The sequence below is a fragment of the Streptococcus caballi DSM 19004 genome, assembly GCF_000379985.1.
In the GTDB taxonomy this organism is placed as follows: Bacteria; Bacillota; Bacilli; order Lactobacillales; family Streptococcaceae; genus Streptococcus; species Streptococcus caballi.
The window spans coordinates 77,370-100,699 of sequence record NZ_KB904062.1; the positions used below are offsets into that span (position 1 = coordinate 77,370).

The window sequence follows — 23,330 nt, forward strand, 5'->3', positions numbered from 1 at the left end:
TCAATTATGTATTTTCTTTAGTTAGTTATAGTTTTTAGTTATAACTTAACCAGGGAAGTTCATCAATACCTTAGTATCATAGCCTTCAATAGCTTTGCGACCATTCAATCCATCAAGTTCAATCAAGAAGGCGCAACCTGCAACCACACCACCAAGACGTTCAATCATTTCGATAGTTGCTTTAACCGTACCGCCTGTTGCCAAAAGATCATCAACGATAAGCACACGTTGACCTGGCTTGATAGCGTCAGCATGCATACAAAGAGTATCAATGCCATATTCCTTTTCATAGTCAGCCGAGATCACTTCACGAGGCAATTTACCAGGCTTACGAACTGGTGCAAAACCAATACCAAGCTCAAAGGCAACTGGACAACCAACGATAAAACCACGTGCTTCTGGACCAACAATCATGTCAATCTTTTTGTCGGTCGCATATTGCACAATTTCACGAACGGCATAGCTATAAGCATTGCCATCAGCCATCAAAGGGCTAATGTCGCGAAAAGTAATGCCCACTTTAGGGTAGTTTTCAATTGAAGCGATGTAATTTTCTAGTTTCATTTGTTTCTTCCTATCGGCTTGTGCCAAAAAATATTTTTACGTCCCATTATACCATAAATTAAGTGTTTTTAGAAATTTTCACTTATATCTCTGACAATCACAACTGTTCACCTCATGAATTCTTTTAAAAGAAAAGTAAAAAGATTAGCTTTCGGTACATATTTTCTAAATATTGCTTGACATCTCGTTGGTAACCCAATTTATCATTGATGAGAGCCAACAAAGTATCATCGTGGGTATGTAGAACGCCCGTTTCCAGTAATTCTCTGTGTAGATCAAGATATGGAAGATGAGGCTTTTTGGCTAAAACCATTTCAGCTGCAAGCTCAAAAGTAATCTTCTTAAGATAAGTGGCACAAACCCCAGTCTTGTCAATTTCAAGGATGTCATATTGAGTACGCAAATCGTTTTGCAGACCATCCCAGCGAAAATAAGGTTGATCAATAGAGCTCAGATTGAGCAAAACTGTCCTTTACTGCTGTAGCGCATGAGCTGAAATATGTGTGCTCGTAGATAGCAAGGCCACAAGGATTCTGCCCAAATAGACGGTCGATATTTTACTGACTAGTAGTCGGCATTATTAGATCAATCCCATGATTTTTATCAGGCAAATTATGGGGCAAACTAAACAGCAATCTCTTGATGATTTTGACTTGGGACATGGTAGAGCTTTTAAAAAGTCAAAAACAGACTCCTTACTCCTCTCCAACAGATATTGTGCCAATCTAGCAAAGTAAACATCTCTGGGTAAATGTTCATCAAAGGTTCCTTAAACAACCTCAAACACGCTGTCATCCCAATTACCTCGAATATGGGCTATAATGCAGAAACTTCTGTAAAAGCCTATTGATTTATTATCTGCTGAACCTGGCAAGAAAGTGTCACCCAAAAGCTAATAGCTCCTAACTCTCTCGGCCTTAGCATTCAGTCAAGACCGCTTAAGTGTTGCTACATTGCCATAAATATCTGATAAGAGTGCAATTTTTTCATTCTGCTCTTTCTTCCTCATTCCTTGTCAAAAAATCATAGATTTCCTGTGGTGTTCCCAATGCCATAAGTTCTTGGAATTTGACTTGTTTTTTCAATTCTTGATAAATCTGGCTTTCAGCAATCTCTCGTTTCTGGGCATCTTTATTAACTGTCATGATACCGTCAGTAATTTTGACAAAGTTTAACTCATCAAAAATCTGAATCATCTTGACCAGAAGGATATCAGGGATTTTCAGAAATTGGCTAAGTTCTTTCAGTTTATAACGAATATCAAACTCTGGAAATTGGTAGATAGTTTTGTAGAGTTTGGCAAATTGCTCACGCGTGCCATAACCCGTCAAGTAAAACTGCTGCTTAATGATATTCTTGAAATAAACGGCCTCAAAGTCATGCCCTGAAAAGAGAGTTCTCAGCTCCTCAGCTTTGTCTGGAACATCCAAAATCACCACTGCTTTACTATCCTTTATATTGCTGTCTGCTGATAAAATAGGTACATCCGCTGGCAAGCTACTATTCTTAGCTCGAATATCCAGCAGCTGAACACCTTCTACTCGAGCATCTTCTAACATGAGTTGAAGGGTTGTCTGACCATTCCACTTATTAACAGACAGGGTAACAGCTAGTTCTAAATCTTGTGCCTGCTGAAAATCCTGAGCTAATTGTCCTTGATTAAAAGCGACCAAGTCAAGGTTGTCAGAATCCTGAGACAACTTGAGCTTGAGGTGAGCACCATTTTGTCCCATTGTCCTTGCCTGCTTGACTGCTACGTCCTTAAGCAAGAAGACAGGCTTTTTATTGTCCATTCCAAAAGGCGCTAACTTATCTAGGCTCTTAATCAAGTCTAAGTTAAACTCAGATAAGTCTAATTGACCATCCAAAACTAGACTATTTTTCTGACTTAAGTCTAACTGATTATCTTCAACAAACTGACAGATAACTTGAGACAGTTGGTCTAGCTTGTCAACTGACAAGGTCATGCCAGCAGCTCCGCTATGTCCACCAAAAGCCTCAAAAAGGTCGCGATGACCATCAAGTGCCTTAAAAATATCCAGTGCCTCAACACTTCGTGCTGAACCCTTGGCCAGACCGTCTTCGATGTTAAGAACAATAACAGGCTGCCCAATTTGCTCTAAAATGCGCCCGGCCACGATGCCCAGCACTCCAGGATGCCAGCCTTCTTTAGCCAGCACCTGTACAGGCTTACTGCGATCCACCATGCCAATAGCTTCGTCAAAGATAGTCTGCACAATAGTCTTGCGCTCTTCATTTTTGGTATTGATCATAGTGGCAACGGCTTGTGCTTCTTCCTCATCAAAGCCTGTTAAAAGTTCAATGGCTGGATTAGGATCATCCAAACGCCCCAGGGCATTAAGCTGCGGAGCTAACTTGAAGCCAACCGTTTCTTCGTTGATACTGTCTACATCCACATCTGAGATTCTCATCAATTCTTGCAAACCGACACGCTCTGTATTTTTGAGAATTTCCAAACCTACCTTGACCATGATTCGATTTTCATCAGTCAATGAAACCATATCGGCGATGGTGCCGATAGCCACCAAATCCAACAGCTCTGTTGGGATGGATTCAAGAAGGGCACAGGCTAGTTTGAAAGCTACGCCGCAACCTGCCAGGTGCTTGAAAGGATAATCTGCCTGAGGATGTTCAGGATGCACAATAGCAAAAGCGGAAGGCAGCTCTGCTGGCATGCTGTGGTGGTCAGTCACAATGACATCAACGCCCATTTCCTGTGCATAAGCGATAGCTTTATGCCCTGCTACGCCATTATCCACGGTAATAATCAGTGAAATATCTTGCTGCTCAATGAAATACTTGTAGACGGACTGATTAGGGCCGTAGCCGTCCGTAAAACGATTAGGCAGATAAACTTGAACCTCCGCTCCTAGCATTTCAAGAGCTTCTTTGACAATGCTAGCGCTGGTCATGCCATCAGCATCATAATCGCCGTAAATGAGAATCTGCTCATAGTTCTCAATAGCCTGTCGGATGCGTTTGACAGTCTTGTCCATATCGTGCAAATCATAAGGGTCATGTAGATGAGATAAATCAGCCTTGAGAAAGTTCTCCAACTTTTCTGCCGAATTAATCCCTCGATTGTATAGAATTTTGGCAGCAATTGGGCTGATATTTTCTTTTTTTGTAAGGGCAAAAAAGCCATCATCAGGCTCTTTTTCATTCATTTTCCAAGTGTATTTGGACCGTATCATTTGTAGTTAAATACCTTTCTGGCAAAAAAATCTGACAGTCTGGGAAAGAGGGTGTAGAGTTTGTGTGCTGCTGCGAGGGCAAAAGGCATATTGAGCTCACGTTTATTCTTTCCTAGTATGACTACGATTCTTTTGGCAACAACATCTGGTTGTAGGGTGAAGTTTTTCACACTGTCCAGATAGTTTCCTGATGGATCTGCTGTATCAAAGAACTTGGTAGCGATGGGGCCTGGATTGACGGTGGTCACATAGACATTTTTCTCTGCCAATTCTAAGCGCAGGGCGTTGGAGAAACCGATAACCGCAAACTTGCTGGCTGAATAAAGGCTAGATTTGCTGGAAGCAATCAAACCCGCCATGCTAGCAATAGTGACGATATGACCTTGCCCACGCTCTGCCATTTTCTTTCCGACTAGGCGAGAAAAAGTCATAACAGCAAATGTATTAACATCAAACATGGCACGCATCTGCTCGGGAGTGTAGGCATCGTAAGGACTGAAATCGCCATAACCAGCGTTGTTGATGAAAATATCAATGTGTCCAAAGTCTCGGTAAATAGTCTCTACTGTTTGGCTAATGGCTACATCGTCCCACAAATTGAGTTCCAAACAAACAGTCTTGTTCCGCTTGCCATAAAGTGCTTGCAGTTTTTCATTGCTACGTCCTAGTAGAATCAGCTGGTCATCCGCTGGCAATAAGTTAACCATTTCTTGAGCGATGCCGCCAGTCGCACCTGTTATCACAATAATTCTCATAGGCTGACCTCGTCCAAATCCCAGACTAACTGGGTATTTTCAAAAATCGTCTGCGCATCTGCCTCCAGCTTTTTGCAATCGCGTCCTAGGAAACGAGCACTAATATGATTAAGCAGAAGGCGCTTGGCTGAAGCTTCCTTGGCAACCTTAGCCGCCTGCATATTAGTCGAATGGCCGTGAGATTTGGCAATTTTTTCATCACCATTGCCGTAAGTTGACTCATGTACAAGCACATCGGCCCCCAGACCCAAACGCACACTGGCATCTGTCTTGCGGGTATCTCCTAAGATGGTCACAACCTTGCCTTTTTTAGGCTCTGAAACATAGTCGCTCGCAATAATCTTGGTACCATCTTCCAGTACCACATCTCGTCCCTTTTTGATTTGACCGAAGAGTGGACCAAATGGAACACCAGCAGCTTTAAGTCCTTCCGCATCCAGAGTGCCTTCTAAATCTTTTTGCATGACACGATAGCCAACACAGAAAATGGTGTGGTCCAATTTTTCCGCATAAACCACAAACTTGTCTGTTTCCATAATCTTCCCTAGATGGTCTTGGTCAAATTCATGAAAATGAATACGGTAAGGCAAACGCGAACCCGAATTGCGTAGACTAGTCATGACATAATTGCGGATACCCACTGGTCCATACATTTCAAGATCTGTCTGCTCTTCATTGGCCTGAAAAGCACGACTTGACAGAAAACCTGGCAGCCCAAATATATGATCTCCGTGTAAATGTGTGATAAAAATACGTCTCACCTTTCGAGGCTTGATAGTGGTTTCTAAAATCTGACGCTGGGTACCTTCGCCACAGTCAAACATCCAAACTTCATTTATTTCATCCAGAAGCTTAAGCACCAAACTCGACACATTCCGCACCTTGGATGGTTGCCCCGCTCCCGTTCCCAAAAATTGTAATTCCATACTTTCTGTTCTTTCTCTTTCTTTTCGATTTCTTTTAAGCTTTGATATAGAGGATAGCCTCGCGTCCCACAAAACCATAATATTTCTGTCCTGAAAAGGCCTGCGCCAACTCTAGCAGCTCATCCTGATTAAAGCTAGTAATTTTAAACATATTTCCTTTTAATTTTGAAACATGGCTGAGCAGGGCAGTTTGAGGAGTGAGATCTTCCAAGACCTCCTCATCAAAGTCCAATTTTCTCATCTTGATAGCTGCGCCTTCCATGTAAATCTTGTAGTGGGGGAAGACTTGTGCTATTTCAAATAAAAGACTGTCTGTCACTGGCTCTGCTTCTTCCGCAAAGACGACAGCTACTTCCTGCTCATTTTCATAAGTAAAGCCGTAAGACTTACCAGACAAGTTCAGTCGGATAAAAGGTTTTTCTTCAGCAAAACTCGGCTGTTGGTTGAACAAGTTCAGCGCCCTGCTCAAATCAAAATAATAATCCGTTGCAGCCTCTGGCGACTGCTTTTGGTAAATCTCCGCAAAATAAGCATTGATGACGCTAGGCGGTGGCGTAATAAAGGCTAATTTATCCTTATTGTCTAGCTGTGCCAGCTTATTTTCCAAATAAACTCTGTCAAGACTAGTAAAACCACCGTATTTCAAGCCTAAAGCTAGGTAATCAGTCATAAAATTCCTCAAGTTTCCATTTATTTTTATCAGCGATGTAGCCCGTGATAGTTTCCACTTCTTGATCAAAGGTATAGTTATCCAAAAGCGCTATTTTATTAAGTTCATAGAGTTTATAGGCTTGGTTCTGGTTTACCTTAATAGAGAAAGGCACAAAAATATCACGGATTTCATCGATAAGTAGTTGACGCAGAAGATTCCTGCTTGCCCTATCCTTGGCTGAGATACGGACATTTGGAAAAGCTGTCGCAGTCAAATTATCTGTCAAATCCATCTTGTTATAAACCGCTAAACGTGGAATATCCAACATGTTCAAGTCTTTGAGAATGTCCAGAACCACCTTCTCATGCTCTGTGTGGTTAGGGTCGGAAGCATCAATGACATGCAAGAGAAGATCTACATGACGACTCTCCTCCAAGGTTGATTTAAAAGCAGCTACCAGCTCCGTTGGCAAATCTTGAATAAAGCCAACCGTATCAGTCAGAGTCACCTGAAACTGATGTTGCAGATAAATTTGCTTGGTCGTTGCGTCCAGCGTGGCAAAAAGCTCATTGGCCTCGTATTGGCGATTATCCGTCAGTATATTCATGATGGTTGACTTACCAGCATTGGTATAGCCAATCAGACCAATCTTAAAAGTATCTGAGTCCACACGTTTTTCACGGATAGTCTGGCGATTTTTTTCAACAATCTTGAGCTGGCGCTCAATATCGGCGATCTGATTGCGGATGGAACGGCGATTGAGTTCTAGCTGGCTTTCACCTGGTCCGCGTGAGCCAATTCCTCCAGCTTGACGGCTGAGCATGACTCCCTGACCAACCAAGCGAGGCAGCATGTATTTGAGTTGGGCTAGATGAACTTGCAGCTTACCTTCGTGGCTGCGCGCCCGCATGGCAAAAATATCCAAAATTAACTGCATGCGGTCAATGACTTTGACTCCTAGTTCAGCCTCTAAGTTAGAATTTTGCCTGGGAGTCAGACGATTATTGACAATGACTGTATCAATCTCATCAGCCTCTACCAAGGCTTTGAGCTCTGCTAATTTCCCAGAGCCAATAAAAGATTTGCTGTCATATTTGTCACGCTTCTGACTGTAAGTGGCTACCACCTCAGCCCCCGCGGTCTGAGCAAGACTCGCTAGCTCTTCCATAGACATATCGAAATTTTCCGTATCCTGTAGCTCTACACCCAGTAAAATCACGCGCTCCTGCGCTATTTTAGTCTCAATCACCGTCTCACCTCTTTCTTCTGCTACAATGAAAATCAATCTAAACAAGGCGACAAAGCGCAGGCCACACTGGCATATGTAAACTGATAAAAAATACAGAGCCATCAAGCGATGCAAAGGAAAATAGGAAAGCTTATCTTTTGCCACAGCATAGTAGGCCTATTCAGTTATCACGATGTCTCTCTTGATTTTCAAAGAATATGGTCATGAAAAAATAGCCCAGCGGACCATTTTGTTATGTTCATTATAGCATAAATTCACTAGAAAATTGAAAAGATAAGTTAGCAATTATTCTTCCAAAAATGTGGTCACTACCTCTTCAATTTTTTCTTTAAAATCTGGCTGACCAACCATGTAAAAGTCAACAGCCATGCGGTTTTTAAACCAAGTCAACTGGCGTTTAGCAAAGCGTCGTGTGTTTTGCTTGAGCTTAGCTACAACCTCTTCAATGGTCTGCTGCCCAGCGAAATATGGAAACAATTCCTTGTAACCAATGCCTCGCGCAGCCTGTGCCTGAGGATAATGCTCATAAAGCCACTGGGCTTCAGCCAACAATCCCTCCTCTAGCATGACGTCCACTCGTCGGTTGATGCGATCATAAAGCACTGATCGTTCATCGTTTAGGCCAATGAGCAGTGCATCATAATCAGTCTCCACATTTTCGAGTTTATCGGCAAAACGGTACAATTCTAGTGCCCGCATGGCGCGGCGGCGGTTCAGTTGAGGGATATCAAGTCCCAGCTCGGCTATTTTTCCAAATAAGTCATCATCAGACAAATCATCCAGCTCCTTACGATAGGCCAACACCTGCTCTTGGTCAACCTCACCACCCAAATGATAGCCTTCCAGCAGGCTTTGCAAGTAAAGTCCAGTACCGCCAACAATGATGGGCAGCTTGCCACGACTGGTAATGTCAAGGATGGCTGCTTGCGCCTCCTGCACAAAATCGTAAGCCGAATAAGTTTGACAAACATCACGTACATCAATGAGATGATGCACCGCAGCCGCCTGCTCTGCTGGACTAGCCTTGGCTGTCCCAATGTCTAGTTTACGATAAACCTGCTGGCTGTCACCACTGATGATTTCGCCGTTAAAATGCTGAGCCAGTTCGATGCCCAGAGCAGTCTTACCCACTGCTGTCGGACCAACCACAGCTAAAAGTTTGATTTTCTTTGTCATTTTCCCTCTTTCCTGAATCTTTCTCAGTCCTAGGTCTGATTTTTCCTGTAAACGATATTTTCACTTGCTATTTAGCCTTTTTTTCGTTACCATTATTATAACATAAGATGAAGAGACCTCTCATTGGTCGAATTTTACTTCATCCAGAAGGAGAAATATTATGGCTAAAAAATTCGCATTTGTTAAAGGACTCGCTACTGGTGTTGTTGGTACTGCTGCTGCAGTTGCTGGCGCTGTTTATGCTGTAAAAAAAACAATCATTGACCCAGAAGAAGAAAAAGCAGCTTTCATTCAAGAAAATCGTAAAAAAGCCGCACGCAAACGCGTATCACACTAATCACACAGAGAAAATTGCCCAGCTTATGCTGAGCGATTTTTTTACTTATCTGCTTGCTTGAGATAATTAAGATAGCCACTTAAAACCATGAAGACCACGATAGCCGCAATCAGACACTCAACATTAATCAGAGTTAGCCAGAAGCCTGTCAGACCCAGCACTTGCACTGATAATTTCAGCGATGTTGCTGAGATAACTAGCGGAAAAGTAAAGGCTGAAAAGCCTGGGCTAAACTTGCGACCCATGAGTTTGGGTAATTGAGCTAGAATGAAAAAATAAAGCAGCTGAGACAAAATAATAAGTAACACTAAGAGAGTCTTGTTTGGCGTTTCAAACGTACTAGCATAACCCGCTGTGATGAGGGACATGGGGGCACAAATGGTCGTCAGATTGGGCTTGGTTGCCTCGTCCAAACCAATTTTGTATCCCTTGTAACAAACGATAGGTAAAACAAGAAGTGTCGCGACTAGCCCATACCAAAAAACGATTTGACCAAGTAAAAACTGATGGCTAATCGCTGCTGTCAGAGAAGCAACGCCAATTCCCACATAAAGCACGGTCCACGATGGAAAGACATTATCCATACTAAAATGCAGCAGATACTTGCGGCAAAAATTGATCATGAAGAGGACAATTCCCACAAAAGATAGCCACCAAATGGTCTTTGCTAAGATGGTCACCCAAGTCCCAAATGATGCAAACAGCATCACATAGCTGCTAAAAATCATCCCCGTCATGAAAAAGGTGGTGAAAACCGAGGCAATAAGAGGTTGCGTCAGTTGAGACCTGAAAGATTCGGGATGGCTGATCATCCCCTTTATCAAGAGTCCCCAGAGGAGCATGCCAACGGCTCCCAAAACATAGCGTAAAAGAGGCGAGTAGGCCTCCAATAAATTTCCCAGAGCAAATAGCCCTAGAACGAGACCCGCCATCACCAGTGGCGGATTTTTTAAATGTGTTTCCATTGTTAATCCTTTTCTTTTAGTTAGTGAAAGTCTCAGTCACCTGCGGACCGAGCAGATTACGACCATAACGTTACTGATTGAATATCTTCTTCTAACTTAGGTATCACAGATTTTTGGGTGCCATACATGATATAAATATATTTCCCATTTTCTTCTGCGTATGAATCAGGAATGCCTCTAGTTGTTTTATCTGTCCCTTCTTGAGAACCTGACGAAACTAATTTTTCAAAATGATATTTTTTTCTAAGACAGGCATCTCCTAAATTCTGAAATCTTCCTCCTTCTAACTCTTTGATAGCACTCTCTATTTTATTAATCCGACTCATAAATATCTCTTTCATCAATCTGTAAAATTATAATTTCCCCCTAAAAACCAATTATCAAAGTGGTTCAAGTTCAGTTAGAAATCCTAAAGGTACAAGGTTTTTGATAGATTTTCGGCTTTTAAAACGCCACAAAAGTGTAGGTTTGCCGGCGTGCCAAACCACATAAGGCAGACTGGCTATAAAGCACTGTTTATAAGCGAAACACTATAGCAATCTCACATCACTTTTAAATTATCTCACCTTCTCCAATTCCATATTCATCCAAGATTTCTTGGATTTTATCGAAGGCTAAGCGGAAGTGTTCGAGTTTGTGGCCGTCGGAGCCGATGGAGTATTTGTGGCAGCCTAAGGACTGGACGAGGTCAAGGGCATAGCGGTAGAGATGCTCGTGGCCATAGAGATACATGGATTTGCTGTTGAGTTCAAAGGCTAGGTCGTGGTCAATCATTTTTTGGAAGATGCGGATAAGCTGGGATTCGTAGGTCTTTAATTCATCAACCGTCACATCAAACAAACGAAAACCATAGTCGAAATGCGCTAGTACGTCAGCTTCCACGCGCCCGATAGCGTATTCCAGCTTGTCCAGATATTCTTGGATGATGGCGTGCTTGTCCATGTCTGCGACCTCATCATCAAGATAATCATTGACGCCGTTATGGTGGACTGAGAGCAGTTTCAAGTCATAATCCTTATCGGATAGGAAGTTGAGAATATCAGCCTCACAGGGCTCATAGTAGCCAATTTCAATTCCCTTCTTGATGCGATTGTCATACTCGGCATTGAGCTTTGCTATTTCCCGCGAATAAGCCACATAATCGGGCACGTCGTCCTGCTTGGTGTAGGGGTTTGAAAGATCGTAGTGCTCGGTGGTCACAATGTCGCCGTCGCAAGCCTGCAAGTAAGACACAAAGTCGGCGTCAGAGTCATAGGAAAAATGAGTGTGTAGATGGTTGTCGCGCATATAGTCCTCCAAAGTTTTTCTTTCATTTTACCATAAATGCTCTGCTCTGGTGTGGAACGACCTAGGAAAAGCTGTCATTTGGTTTAGATAAATCAGTTAAGCCCCTGAAAACTCAGTTTCCAGCTTCCCAATGGCTGGCGGCTGACTAAAAATTCGGTTAATTAGCCTTTGACTGGCAGTGAGGGAGCTAAAAAATGACTGAGCAGGCACAAACACCTTTCTCCAATTCATCAAATGTATTGACAATTATCTAGAACTGTTAGAAAAAGATGCCCCTCATCAAAAATCTCCCTAGTATTATCTAAAACTAGGGAGATTCTTGAAGTTTCTCAAATTTTAGACTTGACTGCGGAGCTATTGGTCTAGCTTGCTGTCAAAATGACCACTAAGTCAATCTGTCACTTCAACAACTTCCAATTGCTCGCCACCTAGCAGAATCAGATATTTATCCACTTGGGAAATTGCATAGGATTTTTGGAGAGCCTCCGCATAAAGAGCCATTTGCCCTTGGTAGCGTTGTTTAATATCCTGAGCATTGGTGAATTTGTCGGTCTTATAGTCAAAGAGGATAATGCGGTCTTCTAGCAACAGATAGCCGTCAATAATCCCACGTACGACGAACTGCTCCCCACTTTCGGGGTCTTCCTTGAGCATGGCAAAGGGTGCTTCACGGTGAACCTTGTTAGCCTGCTCTTGAATCAATTGACCTAGTTGGCTGCCTTGGAAAAAAGCCATAATCTTCTCCAACCTAATAGCCTTCTTGACCTCCTCTTCAACAGGAAGCTGATCCAATGCAGCCACGATAGCCGCCAAGCTGACAGGCTGGCTGAGGTCCAGACGCTGCATGAGTTCGTGGACAGCAGAGCCCAGCTCGGTAGACGCCACTTTCTTTTTCTTTGAAAAGTCTGGCAGTGCAAAACTTGTCTTGGTCTGATGGCCCTTCTCCATGATTTCCACGCCCTCTACATCCATGACAGGTTCATAAAGCTTCTTGATTTGACTAGGTGTCCGTACAGTCGGCAGGTTAATAGCTGCGCGATACTTGTGATTGAGTTTATCGACAGCTTCCAGCATGTCCAGCGCACGCACAATATCAGCAGACTGACGATTATCCTTGAGATCATCAGGATGTAAAGCCTTAGCCTTTTTTAGTTGGCCAATCTTATCCTCAGTCAAGTCCCCATCCGTCACAAAGGTCGTCTTGATAGACAGAGTTTCTCGACCGAAGGCCTGCTCAATAGCCAAGAACCAGTCTTGGAAGGACAGGTAACGCTCGCGGTCAGCCACAGGCAGGTGCTGCTGCTCGCGCCTGCCATCATAAGCATCAAGCAACTTGTCCTTGCTGCCCTTACCCACCAGATAGAGTTTCTTTTCTGCCCGTGTCATGGCAACATAGAGCAGACGCATCTGCTCAGACAAGGTAGCCAAGCGCAACTCTCGTTTATTGAGCTGATAAGGCAGGGTGTTCATGCTCACCTTAACTGTCGGCAGAAGCTGCTCGCCAAGTTCTTCTTTCATGTCAGCTAGATACTTGATTCCCACCCCATTTTGCCGCGACAAAATGAGGGGTGAGGTCATGTCTTGGATACTGAATTTCTTGTCAATATTGAGAATGAAAACATACTTAAATTCTAGCCCCTTGGACTTATGAATGGTCATGAGATTGACGGCATTCTTTGGCAGGGCAACTTCCACGTCAGCTAAGTCATTTTGATTTTCCAAAATCTTGTCAATCATACGGATAAAGCGTGCTAAACCTTTGAACCCAGTCTTTTCAAAATTATTGGCACGCAGGGCTAGGGCATAGAGATTGGCTTGCCTTTGTTCAGCCTTGGGCAATCCACCCACATAATCATAGTAGAACTTGTCATTGTAAATCTTCCAAATCAGATCATAAAGCGCATGCCATTTTGCAAAATCGCGCCAAGACAGGAAGGTATCAAAGAAAGCCTCAAGTTTGGCGGTCAAGGTTGGCGTCATCAAGTCTGCCTGCTGCCCCTTGCCAGACCTAGCATTCTGCATTTTTTCATAGAGATTCTGCTGATGGCGGTCAGGACGGCTTTGCAGAGCCAGCCGAGCTAGGTCATCCTCATCAAAGGCAAACATAGGCGAACGCAGGAGAGCCACCAAGGCGTAGTCATTGAGAGGATTGTCAATAGCTCGCAGGGTGTCCAGCATGACCATGACCTCAACCGACTTGAGGTAGTTCTGCTCACCACCGTCTGTCACCAGCGGAATGCCATAGAGGTCAAAGGTCTGCAAAATGCCATCATTGCGGGTGCGAGAGGAGACCAAGAGCGTGATATCTTCAAACTTAACGCCTTCTTCATTGTGAAGGCGGATGATTTCCTTAGCAACCAGCTTGACCTCCCCCAGACTGATGGGTTCAGCTCCGTCTTCTAGATTGAAATCCGAATCGCCCTGATTATCTTGGCTGTCGTAAATGAGGAGTTGGGTCTCATTTTCAGGATGGGCTTCTTTTTGCTTAGGGCTACCAGCTACCAAACGATGGGTGTCATCGTAGAGAATTTCTCCGACAGCTTCATCCATCAGATGACTGAAAACACTATTGGTGCTGTCCAGCACTTCTGACTGACTACGGAAATTTTCCTTGAGCAAGATAAGCTTGCCATGGTCAGGGTGTTCTTGGAAATCCTTGAATTTAGCATTAAAAATCTGCGGATCTGCCTGACGAAAACGGTAAATAGACTGCTTAATATCCCCCACCATAAAGCGATTATGACCGTTGGAGAGCAGCTCCAGCATGCGCTCCTGAGTATGGTTATTATCCTGATACTCATCCACCATGACCTCATAGTACTTGTCTTGGTAAAGCTGCCTGATGTCAGGGTTTTCCTCCAAAATCTCAATGGCAAAGTGGGCGATATCTGAAAATTCAAAGGCATTTTCCTGCATCTTGGCCTGCAAATATTGCGCCGAGAAATCTAACATGAAAGCTTGCAAGGTTTCCAAAAGCGGCAAACTTTGCCCCTGATAGTTGAAAATGGTTTCCAGATGCCTGAGTCCTGCTAGACGTCCATGCAAGCTGCGGAAAACAGGGTATCTGACACCTGCCACCGTCACATCATTACCAGAAGGTATTAAGTCTGCTACTTCTCCTGCCAAACGCCCCAAGCCTTGGCGCCCATAAAGGCTGTCAAAATGCAATGCCCAATCGTGCAGTTTATCAATCATGTTGAGGTGCTTTTTATAAGCAGCAGTCGGTGTCCCTTTGGCCGTGACCTGCTTGTAATCCTCTAAATCCGTCACGTCTTGCAAGGCATCAGCTGTGTCGTGCAGACAGGTCAGAAAGTCTGACACTTCTTGGTCAGGAATGGCTGAAAAATCCGTGTAGGTCTGAGCGCCACGCAAAAAAGTCTCTTGCAGCCAGCGTTTAGGGCTGTCTGTCGCCTGACTAAAATCATAAATCTTATAAACCAAACTGCGGAAATTGCTGCTATCCTTGCGATTGCCCGCGAAGTTCTTGACTAGTTTTGTAAAAATGGCAGAGCTAGGTCCAATCATGTAATCAGCAAACAAGTCCGCAAAGACATCGTTTTTTAGAATATCCTGCTCACTCTTGTCCTGCATAATCCGAAAACTTGGTGAGATACCTAGCGTATAGCCATATTGATTGACCAGTTTCTGCGTGAAGGCATCCATGGTACCGATATCGGCTAGGGGGATTGCCACTAATTGCTCGGTCAAAAATTGCTTGACCTCCTTGCTGCTGGCTTCCTGCTGAGCATGGCTAATTTGCTTTTCCAAACGTTCTTTCAGCTCACCAGCCGCCTTGACCGTAAAAGTGGAGATGAACAGGCGGTCGAGACTGACACCACGCATCACCATATCTAAGATACGCTCAACCATGACAAAGGTTTTTCCCGAACCAGCAGAGGCAGAGACCAAAATATTATTACCTTGGCTGTAGATGGCTTCGATCTGCTCGGGTGTGCGTTTCTGTGCCTTGTCAGACTGAGCTTCTGCTACTTGCAGCTCTGCTATCTCCTCAGCCGTCAAAAAAGGCTTAAAGGTCATTATCATCATCCTCCTCACTGTCTTTTTTCTCAATCTTGGACTGCATCAAGGTCAAGAAACCTTGGCGTTTTTCTTTGCGCGGTAAATGGTAGAGCTTACGGGCGTAGGGCATGTGACGGTCCGCCTCAAAGTGGGTGATAGCCTTGAGCTGCTCTCCTTGAACAGACTTGCTATCATCCGTGTAAGGATTGATCAGAAAATGCCCCTGACGAATTTGCTTGGCCGCATCCAGATAGAGTTGTCTGTTGTAATTCAACAAAAGATCAACCTCTTCTTGGTTGTAAACCGAATCGTTGAGATGGTAGTTGCCATTAGCCAGATAAGCTTTCTCTTCATCTAGGAAAAGTCCTTTATAGGTCAATTCCTTGTGTAATGCCTCTGGAATCTTGTCTAAGGATCTGCTGTTAGCTAGGTCAATTTTAGGCTCCTGCATATGCAAATACATGGCACCAAAAATTTTTTGGATGTCTGTCAGCTGCTTAGTAGCCGACAAAGCCTGCACATAGGTCACCAACTGAGGACTGAGACCATTGTAAAAACGGCCTATGTCAAAGGTATTCTTGCTGGACTTATAGTCCACGATGCCTAGACTGCCATCTGGCAGACGATCAATGCGATCAATAATCCCGCGGATAGCGACGGCATTGCCTAGCATGAGCTCAAAAGGTTCCTCTTCACCAGCTACCTGAATCTGAGCATCATTTTTTAAAATGGTTGCCGTGCTTCTAGCAATATCTTCCAAGACCTCCAGCGCATAGCGACTCTCTTGGTCTTCTTCGTAGACCATTTTAAAACTATCCTCTTGATTAGTTGCCGAAATAGCCTGCTCCAGCTTTTGGTCGAAAGATTGCTGAGATTGATCCTTCATGACTAGCTCAAAAACGCGATGCAAATAGGTTCCATGATTTCTGGCATCAGGATGAATCGTCTCGACCTCCTGCAAGCCCAGCACATATTGCAAGAAATAGAGGTACTGATTGTTGTAAAAAGTGGTCAGGGCTGATGACGATAGACGAAGAGGTTCATCGTCTGGAAAACGAGCAGCCATGACAGAGCGAGCGACAGTTTTTGTCTCCATACCGTCATTCACCTCGGGAATACTGATAGCATGACTAGCTAATTTCTTACGCAGATAGCGCACAGCCACCGACCAGAAAGTCTGCTCTTCCTTACTCAGCTTCTCTTCCTGGTCAATAGCAGAGCGGTTCAATTCGATAACTTGAGACAAGAGAGCCTTGTAGTTGCCAATATCTTCTGGCTTGTTTGAGCCGGCATTACGACCTTTTTCGATGACTGGAACTCCCATCTCAATCAACTCCAGCAAATAAGAAGAAGTATTGTCCTCAGTCTCATTCAAAATCTGAGGGAGACTTAAGACCAATTCCTCCTTAGCTGAATTAAACAGAGACAGGGCAGCAAAATGATTTTTCTTGAGATTTTCCTTGCTGACAATGTCAAAGCGACTATGCTCAGGACTGCTTTCATTGATACGTGCTCGTTCATCATCAGAAATCAGACTGCGATTTTGTACTAATTTTGGAAAATGAGACTGGGTCATGCCCAGAGCAAAGACAAATTGATTGCTGTGCGGTTCCACCAAGTCGTAGGACTTGACAGCCACCACATCCAAACTAGCTGGAACTGTCCGATACTGGGCAGCCAGCATCCCGCTTCTCAGAAGCGATAAAAATTCATCCAAAGTTAGGCTTTCCTGACCAAAAATCTCGTGGAATTGCTCTAAAATATGAGTAAAAGTCTTCCAAACCTGCTCATGCTTTTCAGCTTCCCTCTCAGAAACACTCTCAGCTAAAGTCGCAAAGTTACTTGGCAGATAAATAGCCTCTAAAAAGGTATTGAATTTTTTAAGCAGACTGTCCCCCTTTTGCTTTCTAGCCTTGAAAAGTTCTTGTAGAGGTGCCATCAGCTCTTCTCGCCATGTATTAAGGCTAGGCAGATGAAATTTCCCAGCCTTACTGATGGTGAAATCCTTGAAAAACTTGGATTGTCCCTTGATGTCGGCATAGATGGCATAGAGTTCAAACTTATCCAGCTGATCCTGCGACAGCCTGCCATAAAGACCTGACTTGAGCAAATTCATGACATCCTCAGTCCGGAAATTATAACGCTTGACCCGCTCCAAGGAATCCACAAAATGAACCAGCGGGTGAGCACTCATGGTTTCAGACTTAGCAAAATCATAAGGAATCTCGTATTTATCAAAAATCTTACCAATCTGCAAGTGATAGGCATCTACATCTCCCAACAGCACCAGCATATCCTTGTAGCGGTAGCCATCATAAAGCTTCTGACGAATGGCCTTAGCCACATGCTCCACTTCCTCTTTCTGATTGATGGACTGCCAAATACTGATATGTTGCTTGTCCTCAGCTGATAAAAGTAAGTCGCTCCCCATAAAATCATGTCGTCCTTCAAAAAGCCTGGACAGGTGAGAGAAAGCAGGTAGACTAGCTTGACTAGATTCCACATAAAGGGGTTTGCTGCCAAATGTCCCTGCCAAACCTATCATAAAATCTAGACTAGCTTGATAGACATTGCCCATGGCAAAGCTAGCGCGGTAAGCCTTTTGACTGATGTAAGTACCGATAATCAGCTCCACACCATGCTTGTGCAAGAGGGTCACCAAAGCTTCTTCTTCAGCCGAAAAACGGGTAAACCCGTCAATGACAAGGGTCAGATTAGTCAATTCCTTGTCCAAATGTCCTGCTTCAACCTGCTGAGCAAAAAAGGCGAGCTTGCTCTGATTGTCATAGCCACCTCGTCTCAGAATATCCTCAAGCTTGGCAAAAATCAGCAGTAAATCATCCTGCTTCTGCGGTGAATCAAGATTGGTCAAATCTAAAACGGTCATGTTAGCAGTTTGAAGTTCCTTGTATAGGTCAACCAGCTGGCTAATGAAATTGGCATCCTGACGAAGACGACCAAAAACCTTGAGCTCCTTGTCTGAAAAGCTAGACAAAGCGCGGTAAAAAATCATGGCTAAGCCATTATCATCAATACTTTCTTGCTGCCTAGGACCATTGAGCACAAAATAGCGCGCCATCTGAGCAAAACGAGTAACAGTAATATCAAACGAAGCCTGCTCTGGCAAGGCCTCCAGCACTGCCCGCTCCTTTTCAAAAGATAGCGAGTTAGGCGCAATATAAAAAACACGTCTGCCAAGCTTAGCCGCCTGCGCAGCCTCTTTGACAAGAATCTCCGTCATATCAAACTGAATATCTGTATAGAGTAATTTCATAAGACTTGTTATACTCCTCTTTACCTTACAAACGATTAACTCTCTCTATTATAACAAATTCAGTTCCAAAACAGAGCTTCGGAGAATAGATAGACTTTGGTTAGAATTAAGCTAAAACTGAGATAAAAAACTAGGAATCTAGTTTCTCATTTCGAGTGTTTAAAAGTTAATTTGACATAGACGAGTCCTACCATGGCCAAAATAAAAACTGCAAAGCCAACGAAAATAAAACTGTAGGCTGAAACACTTTCTTTTATGATAGTCATACTGAGAGTTCCAAGTGGCATAAGAAGAATGGCAATAGTGTAAATGGTTGAAAAGACACGTCCCATGTATTCATTTGCCACGCGCTGCTGCACCTGACTGAAAAAATGAATATTAAAAATGGTTTCAAATAAACTGTATAGAAGAGCACCGCTATAGCTAGCGTAAACTGGTAGATGAAGCAAAGGAGAGAGAGCCATCACAATAATTCCTAAGCCGCTCAAACCCAGCATCCATAGCAAAGCTATCATGGTATTGGGGACTTTCTTTGCTAGACTTGCACCTAAAATAGCGCCCAAGGCTGACAAACTCAAAATGGTGGCATAAGCGCCAGCCTGTCCAAATAATCTCGGTGCAAATGGCAAAAGGTAAGTCAGCATGGCTAGAAAAATATTAACCAGCGCTGCCATTAACAATAAGAAAAAGATCTCTTTCTCCGCCATAATGTAACGTAGTCCTTCCCAGATATCTTTTAGGATGCTCTTGGTATTTAGCGGCTTATGCTCTCGATCAACTCCCGCATAATCCTCATGTTTAATCTGATAGAGAAAGAAAAAGGATAACAGGAAGGTCAATCCATCGATAAAGAGAGTTGGTCTAATACCCAGCTGCTGATAAATCACTAGACCAAGTATGGGAGAACTAACCTTGATAACCTGAACAATGGACTCCAGATTGGCATTGTAAGAGACCAATTCCTTCTTATCCAAAACCTCAGGTGTGTAAGCACGATAAGCTGGACTAGAAAAGGCGTTAGAAATAGCCAGCAACATATTGGCTAGAATCAATCCGTATAGCATCAGCTTTTTATCTGTGATAAAAGATAAACTAAAACAAAGCAAAGCACAAAGACCATCTGTCCAAAGGAGAATCTTTCGACGTTTAAAACGATCTGCAAGCACCCCGCCAAAGGGATTAAGACAGATAGAGACCAGTAATTCCGCTATCTGATAAACACCCAGCATACGCTGCCCCAAAATCCCCATGGACGCAATCCAGCTACTGTTGCCATAATCATAAAGAACATCCCCAAGTTTATTAATAGCTCGACTAGCCATCAGTTTAACACCATTTGATAACATAAAAATCTCCTAATACTCTTTGAAAATAAACCTTTTACTTTAGTATAAGGAAGTTTTGAGAAAAACGAAAAAAATTCCCGTATTTGGGAATTTTCAACAATGTTTTTTCATATAATCGCGATAATGCTGAGCATGATGATGAGAACCCGTTACTTCAAAGCAAAAAATGGCATTTTCCATATCCTTGATACCAGCTTGGTCTCCTTTGGCGTATCGTAGAAACCCCTTTTCAAAGAGAAAAATAATGCGGTGATACATATGACGTTCATTCCTCAACAATTTCTCAGCCTCCGCTTGGAAAAAATCTGCTTTCACTAAAGCACCACGCTCAGTACAAATTTCCATCATATTGAGCATCAGCACTTCAACGAGATTTCTATAAGTAGAGTGCTCACCATAAACAACCATATTCTTTAGGATTTCTTTCGCTGCTCGCGCCATAAAATCAACTGAATAGAAAGTATAAAAATTACCAATCAGAATGATGTCCGCAATCTCCCATACTTCTTTCTGAAAAAGATAATCAGACAGGAAATCTAAGTCTTCCTGAACCATTTGACGACCTTCATCACATTGGCAAATCATACCTCTAAAGAGAATAACATTCAACTTAGCACGTATATCAGTAGCATCTGCTGCCAACTTAGCTTCTTCTGTCTTTAATAGCTCTTCTAAACCAGCCACATCCTTGGCATAATGAAGACGAGCCATTTGAGACATCAATTGTCTCTGATCATCTCTCTGAAAGTGATTGACTTTGTCCATAAACTCACTAATGGTTAACCCAATGGCCTCAAGCGCAGACATAAATTTCTCTAAAGATAAATCCGACTCTCCTCGCTCAAAGCGTGAAAGCTGAGAAACTGATAAATCCTGATTAGCTACCTGCTTGAGAGAAAAGCCACGATTCAGCCGACACTCCTTGAAAATAGCCCCGTAAGACATAATCACCCCTCCACTTGCTCGCCGAGGTCGCTCCACTCGTCCATAAGGCTTTCTTGCTGGGCAGTGATATCGTCTAGCTCCGTTTGGAGATCGATGAGTTGGCTAGCATCGTTGGTGGCTAGCATGAGGTCTTGGATTTCTGCTTCACGCGCTTCAATGGTTTCCAACTCCGCTTCGATTTGCTGGATTCGGCGGGTAATTTTGCGGATTTCTTTTTGATTGGCTTTTTGTGCCTGATAATCGCTAGCGCTAGTTGTGTCAACAGGGGCTTGGTTACTGCTGTCTACCTCTTCAGCCTGCAGGCGAGCCAGCTCTTCCAGCTCTGCTTTTTTCTCCAAGTAATAATCGTAATCACCCAGATAAAGGGTTGAGCCTTTCTCGGAGATTTCCAGCACCTTAGTGGCCACACGGTTGATGAAATAGCGGTCATGACTAACAAAGAGCAAGGTGCCATCAAAGTCAATGAGGGCATTCTCTAGCACTTCCTTGCTGTCGATGTCCAAGTGGTTGGTGGGCTCGTCTAAAATGAGGAAGTTATCGTTTTGCATAGAGAGTTTAGCAAGCAAAAGACGGGCGCGTTCCCCACCAGATAGCATGCCAACAGACTTCTTGACATCGTCACCCGAGAAGAGAAAGGCCCCTAATCGGTTGCGAATCTCAACTTCAGGAGTGGTTGGAAAGTCATTCCAGAGTTCGTCCAAGACAGTATTGGTTCGGGTCAGATTAGTCTGTGTTTGGTCATAGTAGCCAACCTCAACATTGGCACCGTAGGCCGAACTCCCCTTGATAAAGGGGATGAGTCCCACGACAGACTTGATAAAAGTTGTCTTCCCAATCCCATTTGGCCCCACAATAGCAATAGCATCAAATTTTTTGACATCCAGGCTAATAGGCTGCGCTAGAATCTCACCATCGTAGCCAATGGCTGCATCCAGCACAGTTAAAACCACATTGCCTGAGACTTTGTCGGCGTGGAAGGTCATATTGGCTGATTTCTGCGCCGCCTGCGGTTTATCCAAACGTTCCATTTTCTCCAACTGTTTACGGCGAGCTTGGGCACGCTTGGTTGTTGATGCACGGACAAGATTGCGATTGACAAAGTCTTCTAGTTTAGCAATCTCCTTCTGCTGCTTATCAAAATTCTTTTCTTCAGTTGCTAATCTTTCTGCTTTGAGATCAATAAATTTAGAATAATTGCCCACGTAGCGGTCTAAGGAATGCCTTGTTAAATCTAATGTGACTGTTGCCACTTTATCTAGGAAATAACGGTCGTGACTGACAATGATGAGAGCGCCTTGATAATTAATCAGATAATTTTCCAGCCAAGCAATAGTTTCAATATCCAAGTGATTGGTAGGCTCATCCAGAACCAGCAGTTCAGGCTTTTCTAGTAACATCTTGGCTAAGGCCAGGCGGGTATTTTGCCCACCTGACAGCTCTGCTATTTTCATGTCCCACATGGATTTATCAAATTTAAAACCGTTGAGAATAGCTTTAATATCAGATTCGTAGGTAAAACCACCTTGGGAACGAAACTCCTCCGACAGACGATCGTAGTCAGCCATGAGTTTGTCAAAATCACTACCTGATAGCTCTGCCATCTGTAGCTCCATGTCACGTAGGCGCTTTTCAGTAGCTCGCAGGTCATCAAAAACATGTAGCATTTCGTCAAAGATGGTATTATCAGACTCAAAACGGCCATCTTGAGCTAGGTAAGACAGGACCAGATCGCGCTTGGTATTAACTTCACCAGTCGTCGGCGCTTCTTCACCAACCAAAATCTTGAGAAGAGTCGACTTGCCTGCACCATTTCGGCCAACCAAAGCAATGCGGTCGCGCTCCCCCACCTGAATATTAATGTTATCAAAGAGCACATCACCAGAAAATGAGCGCTCAATTTTATTTCCGCTAAGTATAATCATGCTACTATTGTATCAAAAGCTTGGCTTTTTCACTAGAAGAATTCTTAATAAACAAAAGAAAGAGTATGAGACAATACCAGTCCCACCCCATATAAAATGAAACAGTTAAGACGTAAGAATGAATCTTTCTGTAACTATTCTAGTTTTAATCAGTTACTACTATAAATTCATTCCTTTTGTATTTACACAACTTATTTTACTCTACCAATATTTTTATTCCACAGCTTTGATAGGCTTGACAAATGGTAGAAAAGAGATATCAGCTGATACTCTCGCACTTAGTCATAGTCACACACTATAGTTGACAATGACCCGTTTTGTCTCAAGATTACCGTTGATAACAACAATAAATTTTGGAACCATTTGAAGCAGCACAGCTCTAAAACTTAAAAGCTGGGTTATTAATTCTTCTTTTTTGTTCATTTTATTCTCCTTTTACTATTTTGATAATGATAAGCACAGGCAACACAATGAGCATTATTATAGTAAATATAGGATAGATAACAAAGAAAAGCACTGCTAGAAAATATACTATAGCTTCAATCATTTTGGTAGCTCCTTACAACGTGTTCGTTATGTTACATCATTCTGTTTTGGAACCATGCGAAACAGCACAGCTCTAAAACATTTCAACAACGCACCCTATCGCAACGAAAGTTTTGGAACCATTCGAAACAGCACAGCTCTAAAACCACGC

At 43.2% G+C, this 23,330-nt stretch carries 17 protein-coding genes and 1 pseudogene; 1 reads left to right on the forward strand and 17 read right to left on the reverse strand.

Going from position 1 to position 23,330, the window contains the following annotated elements:
• Positions 1-45: 45 nt before the first annotated feature.
• The 8 genes from A3GS_RS0100370 to miaA all read right to left on the reverse strand — a co-directional run bounded on the left by A3GS_RS0100370 (position 46) and on the right by miaA (position 8,537).
• Entirely contained in the window at positions 46-564 is a 519-nt protein-coding gene (locus A3GS_RS0100370; RefSeq protein ID WP_018363447.1) for an adenine phosphoribosyltransferase, read from the reverse strand.
• A gap of 124 nt (positions 565-688) precedes the next feature.
• Positions 689-1,027 carry a hypothetical protein gene (locus A3GS_RS11955; RefSeq protein ID WP_018363448.1) on the reverse strand — a complete coding sequence of 113 codons (339 nt, stop codon included), beginning with the start codon at positions 1,025-1,027 and terminating at the stop codon, positions 689-691.
• A 523-nt stretch (positions 1,028-1,550) separates the two neighbouring features.
• Entirely contained in the window at positions 1,551-3,779 is a 2,229-nt protein-coding gene (gene recJ, locus A3GS_RS0100380; RefSeq protein ID WP_026216202.1) for a single-stranded-DNA-specific exonuclease RecJ, read from the reverse strand.
• Entirely contained in the window at positions 3,776-4,534 is a 759-nt protein-coding gene (locus tag A3GS_RS0100385) for an SDR family NAD(P)-dependent oxidoreductase (RefSeq protein ID WP_018363450.1), read from the reverse strand. Before A3GS_RS0100385 ends, recJ begins: the two co-directional genes overlap by 4 nt.
• A complete protein-coding gene (rnz, locus tag A3GS_RS0100390) occupies positions 4,531-5,460 on the reverse strand; it encodes a ribonuclease Z (protein WP_018363451.1) in 930 nt (309 codons plus the stop codon). The genes A3GS_RS0100385 and rnz overlap by 4 nt, the downstream gene beginning before the upstream one ends.
• Positions 5,461-5,494: 34 nt before the next feature.
• Positions 5,495-6,130, reverse strand: a complete 636-nt coding sequence (locus tag A3GS_RS0100395; RefSeq protein ID WP_018363452.1) for a hypothetical protein — start codon at positions 6,128-6,130, stop codon at positions 5,495-5,497.
• The gene (gene hflX / locus A3GS_RS0100400; protein ID WP_026216203.1) at positions 6,123-7,361 is read right to left on the reverse strand and encodes a GTPase HflX; all 1,239 of its coding nucleotides are present in this window, start codon (positions 7,359-7,361) and stop codon (positions 6,123-6,125) included. The genes A3GS_RS0100395 and hflX overlap by 8 nt, the downstream gene beginning before the upstream one ends.
• Before the next feature lie 285 nt (positions 7,362-7,646).
• Complete coding sequence (gene miaA, locus A3GS_RS0100405) at positions 7,647-8,537, reverse strand: tRNA (adenosine(37)-N6)-dimethylallyltransferase MiaA (RefSeq protein ID WP_018363454.1); 891 nt, start codon at positions 8,535-8,537, stop codon at positions 7,647-7,649.
• Positions 8,538-8,697: 160 nt separating this feature from the next.
• On the opposite strand from miaA, the gene A3GS_RS12110 reads away from it, so the two are divergent.
• The gene (locus A3GS_RS12110; protein WP_018363455.1) at positions 8,698-8,874 is read left to right on the forward strand and encodes a DUF3042 family protein; all 177 of its coding nucleotides are present in this window, start codon (positions 8,698-8,700) and stop codon (positions 8,872-8,874) included.
• 41 nt (positions 8,875-8,915) lie between these two features.
• Here the strand turns inward: A3GS_RS12110 and A3GS_RS0100415 are convergent, their stop codons facing one another.
• The 9 genes and pseudogenes from A3GS_RS0100415 to A3GS_RS13155 form a co-directional block, all read right to left on the reverse strand.
• Positions 8,916-9,839, reverse strand: coding sequence for a TDT family transporter (locus tag A3GS_RS0100415; protein ID WP_018363456.1), 924 nt, complete (start codon positions 9,837-9,839; stop codon positions 8,916-8,918).
• Positions 9,840-9,910: 71 nt separating this feature from the next.
• Positions 9,911-10,165, reverse strand: a pseudogene (locus tag A3GS_RS0100420) (glutamate dehydrogenase); the annotation flags it as partial.
• Positions 10,166-10,391: 226 nt separating this feature from the next.
• On the reverse strand, positions 10,392-11,126 hold the full coding sequence (locus A3GS_RS0100425; RefSeq protein ID WP_018363458.1) for a PHP domain-containing protein: 735 nt from the start codon (positions 11,124-11,126) through the stop codon (positions 10,392-10,394).
• A gap of 390 nt (positions 11,127-11,516) precedes the next feature.
• On the reverse strand, positions 11,517-15,164 hold the full coding sequence (gene addA / locus A3GS_RS0100430; RefSeq protein ID WP_018363459.1) for a helicase-exonuclease AddAB subunit AddA: 3,648 nt from the start codon (positions 15,162-15,164) through the stop codon (positions 11,517-11,519).
• Entirely contained in the window at positions 15,154-18,420 is a 3,267-nt protein-coding gene (rexB, locus tag A3GS_RS0100435; RefSeq protein ID WP_018363460.1) for an ATP-dependent nuclease subunit B, read from the reverse strand. The genes addA and rexB overlap by 11 nt, the downstream gene beginning before the upstream one ends.
• A 146-nt stretch (positions 18,421-18,566) precedes the next feature.
• Entirely contained in the window at positions 18,567-19,766 is a 1,200-nt protein-coding gene (locus tag A3GS_RS0100440; protein ID WP_018363461.1) for an MFS transporter, read from the reverse strand.
• A gap of 93 nt (positions 19,767-19,859) precedes the next feature.
• Positions 19,860-20,714 carry an Rgg family transcriptional regulator gene (locus A3GS_RS0100445; RefSeq protein ID WP_156808851.1) on the reverse strand — a complete coding sequence of 285 codons (855 nt, stop codon included), beginning with the start codon at positions 20,712-20,714 and terminating at the stop codon, positions 19,860-19,862.
• Positions 20,714-22,633, reverse strand: coding sequence for an ABC-F family ATP-binding cassette domain-containing protein (locus A3GS_RS0100450; RefSeq protein WP_018363463.1), 1,920 nt, complete (start codon positions 22,631-22,633; stop codon positions 20,714-20,716). Before A3GS_RS0100450 ends, A3GS_RS0100445 begins: the two co-directional genes overlap by 1 nt.
• A 288-nt stretch (positions 22,634-22,921) precedes the next feature.
• On the reverse strand, positions 22,922-23,056 hold the full coding sequence (locus A3GS_RS13155; protein ID WP_018363464.1) for a hypothetical protein: 135 nt from the start codon (positions 23,054-23,056) through the stop codon (positions 22,922-22,924).
• Positions 23,057-23,330 lie beyond the last annotated feature (274 nt).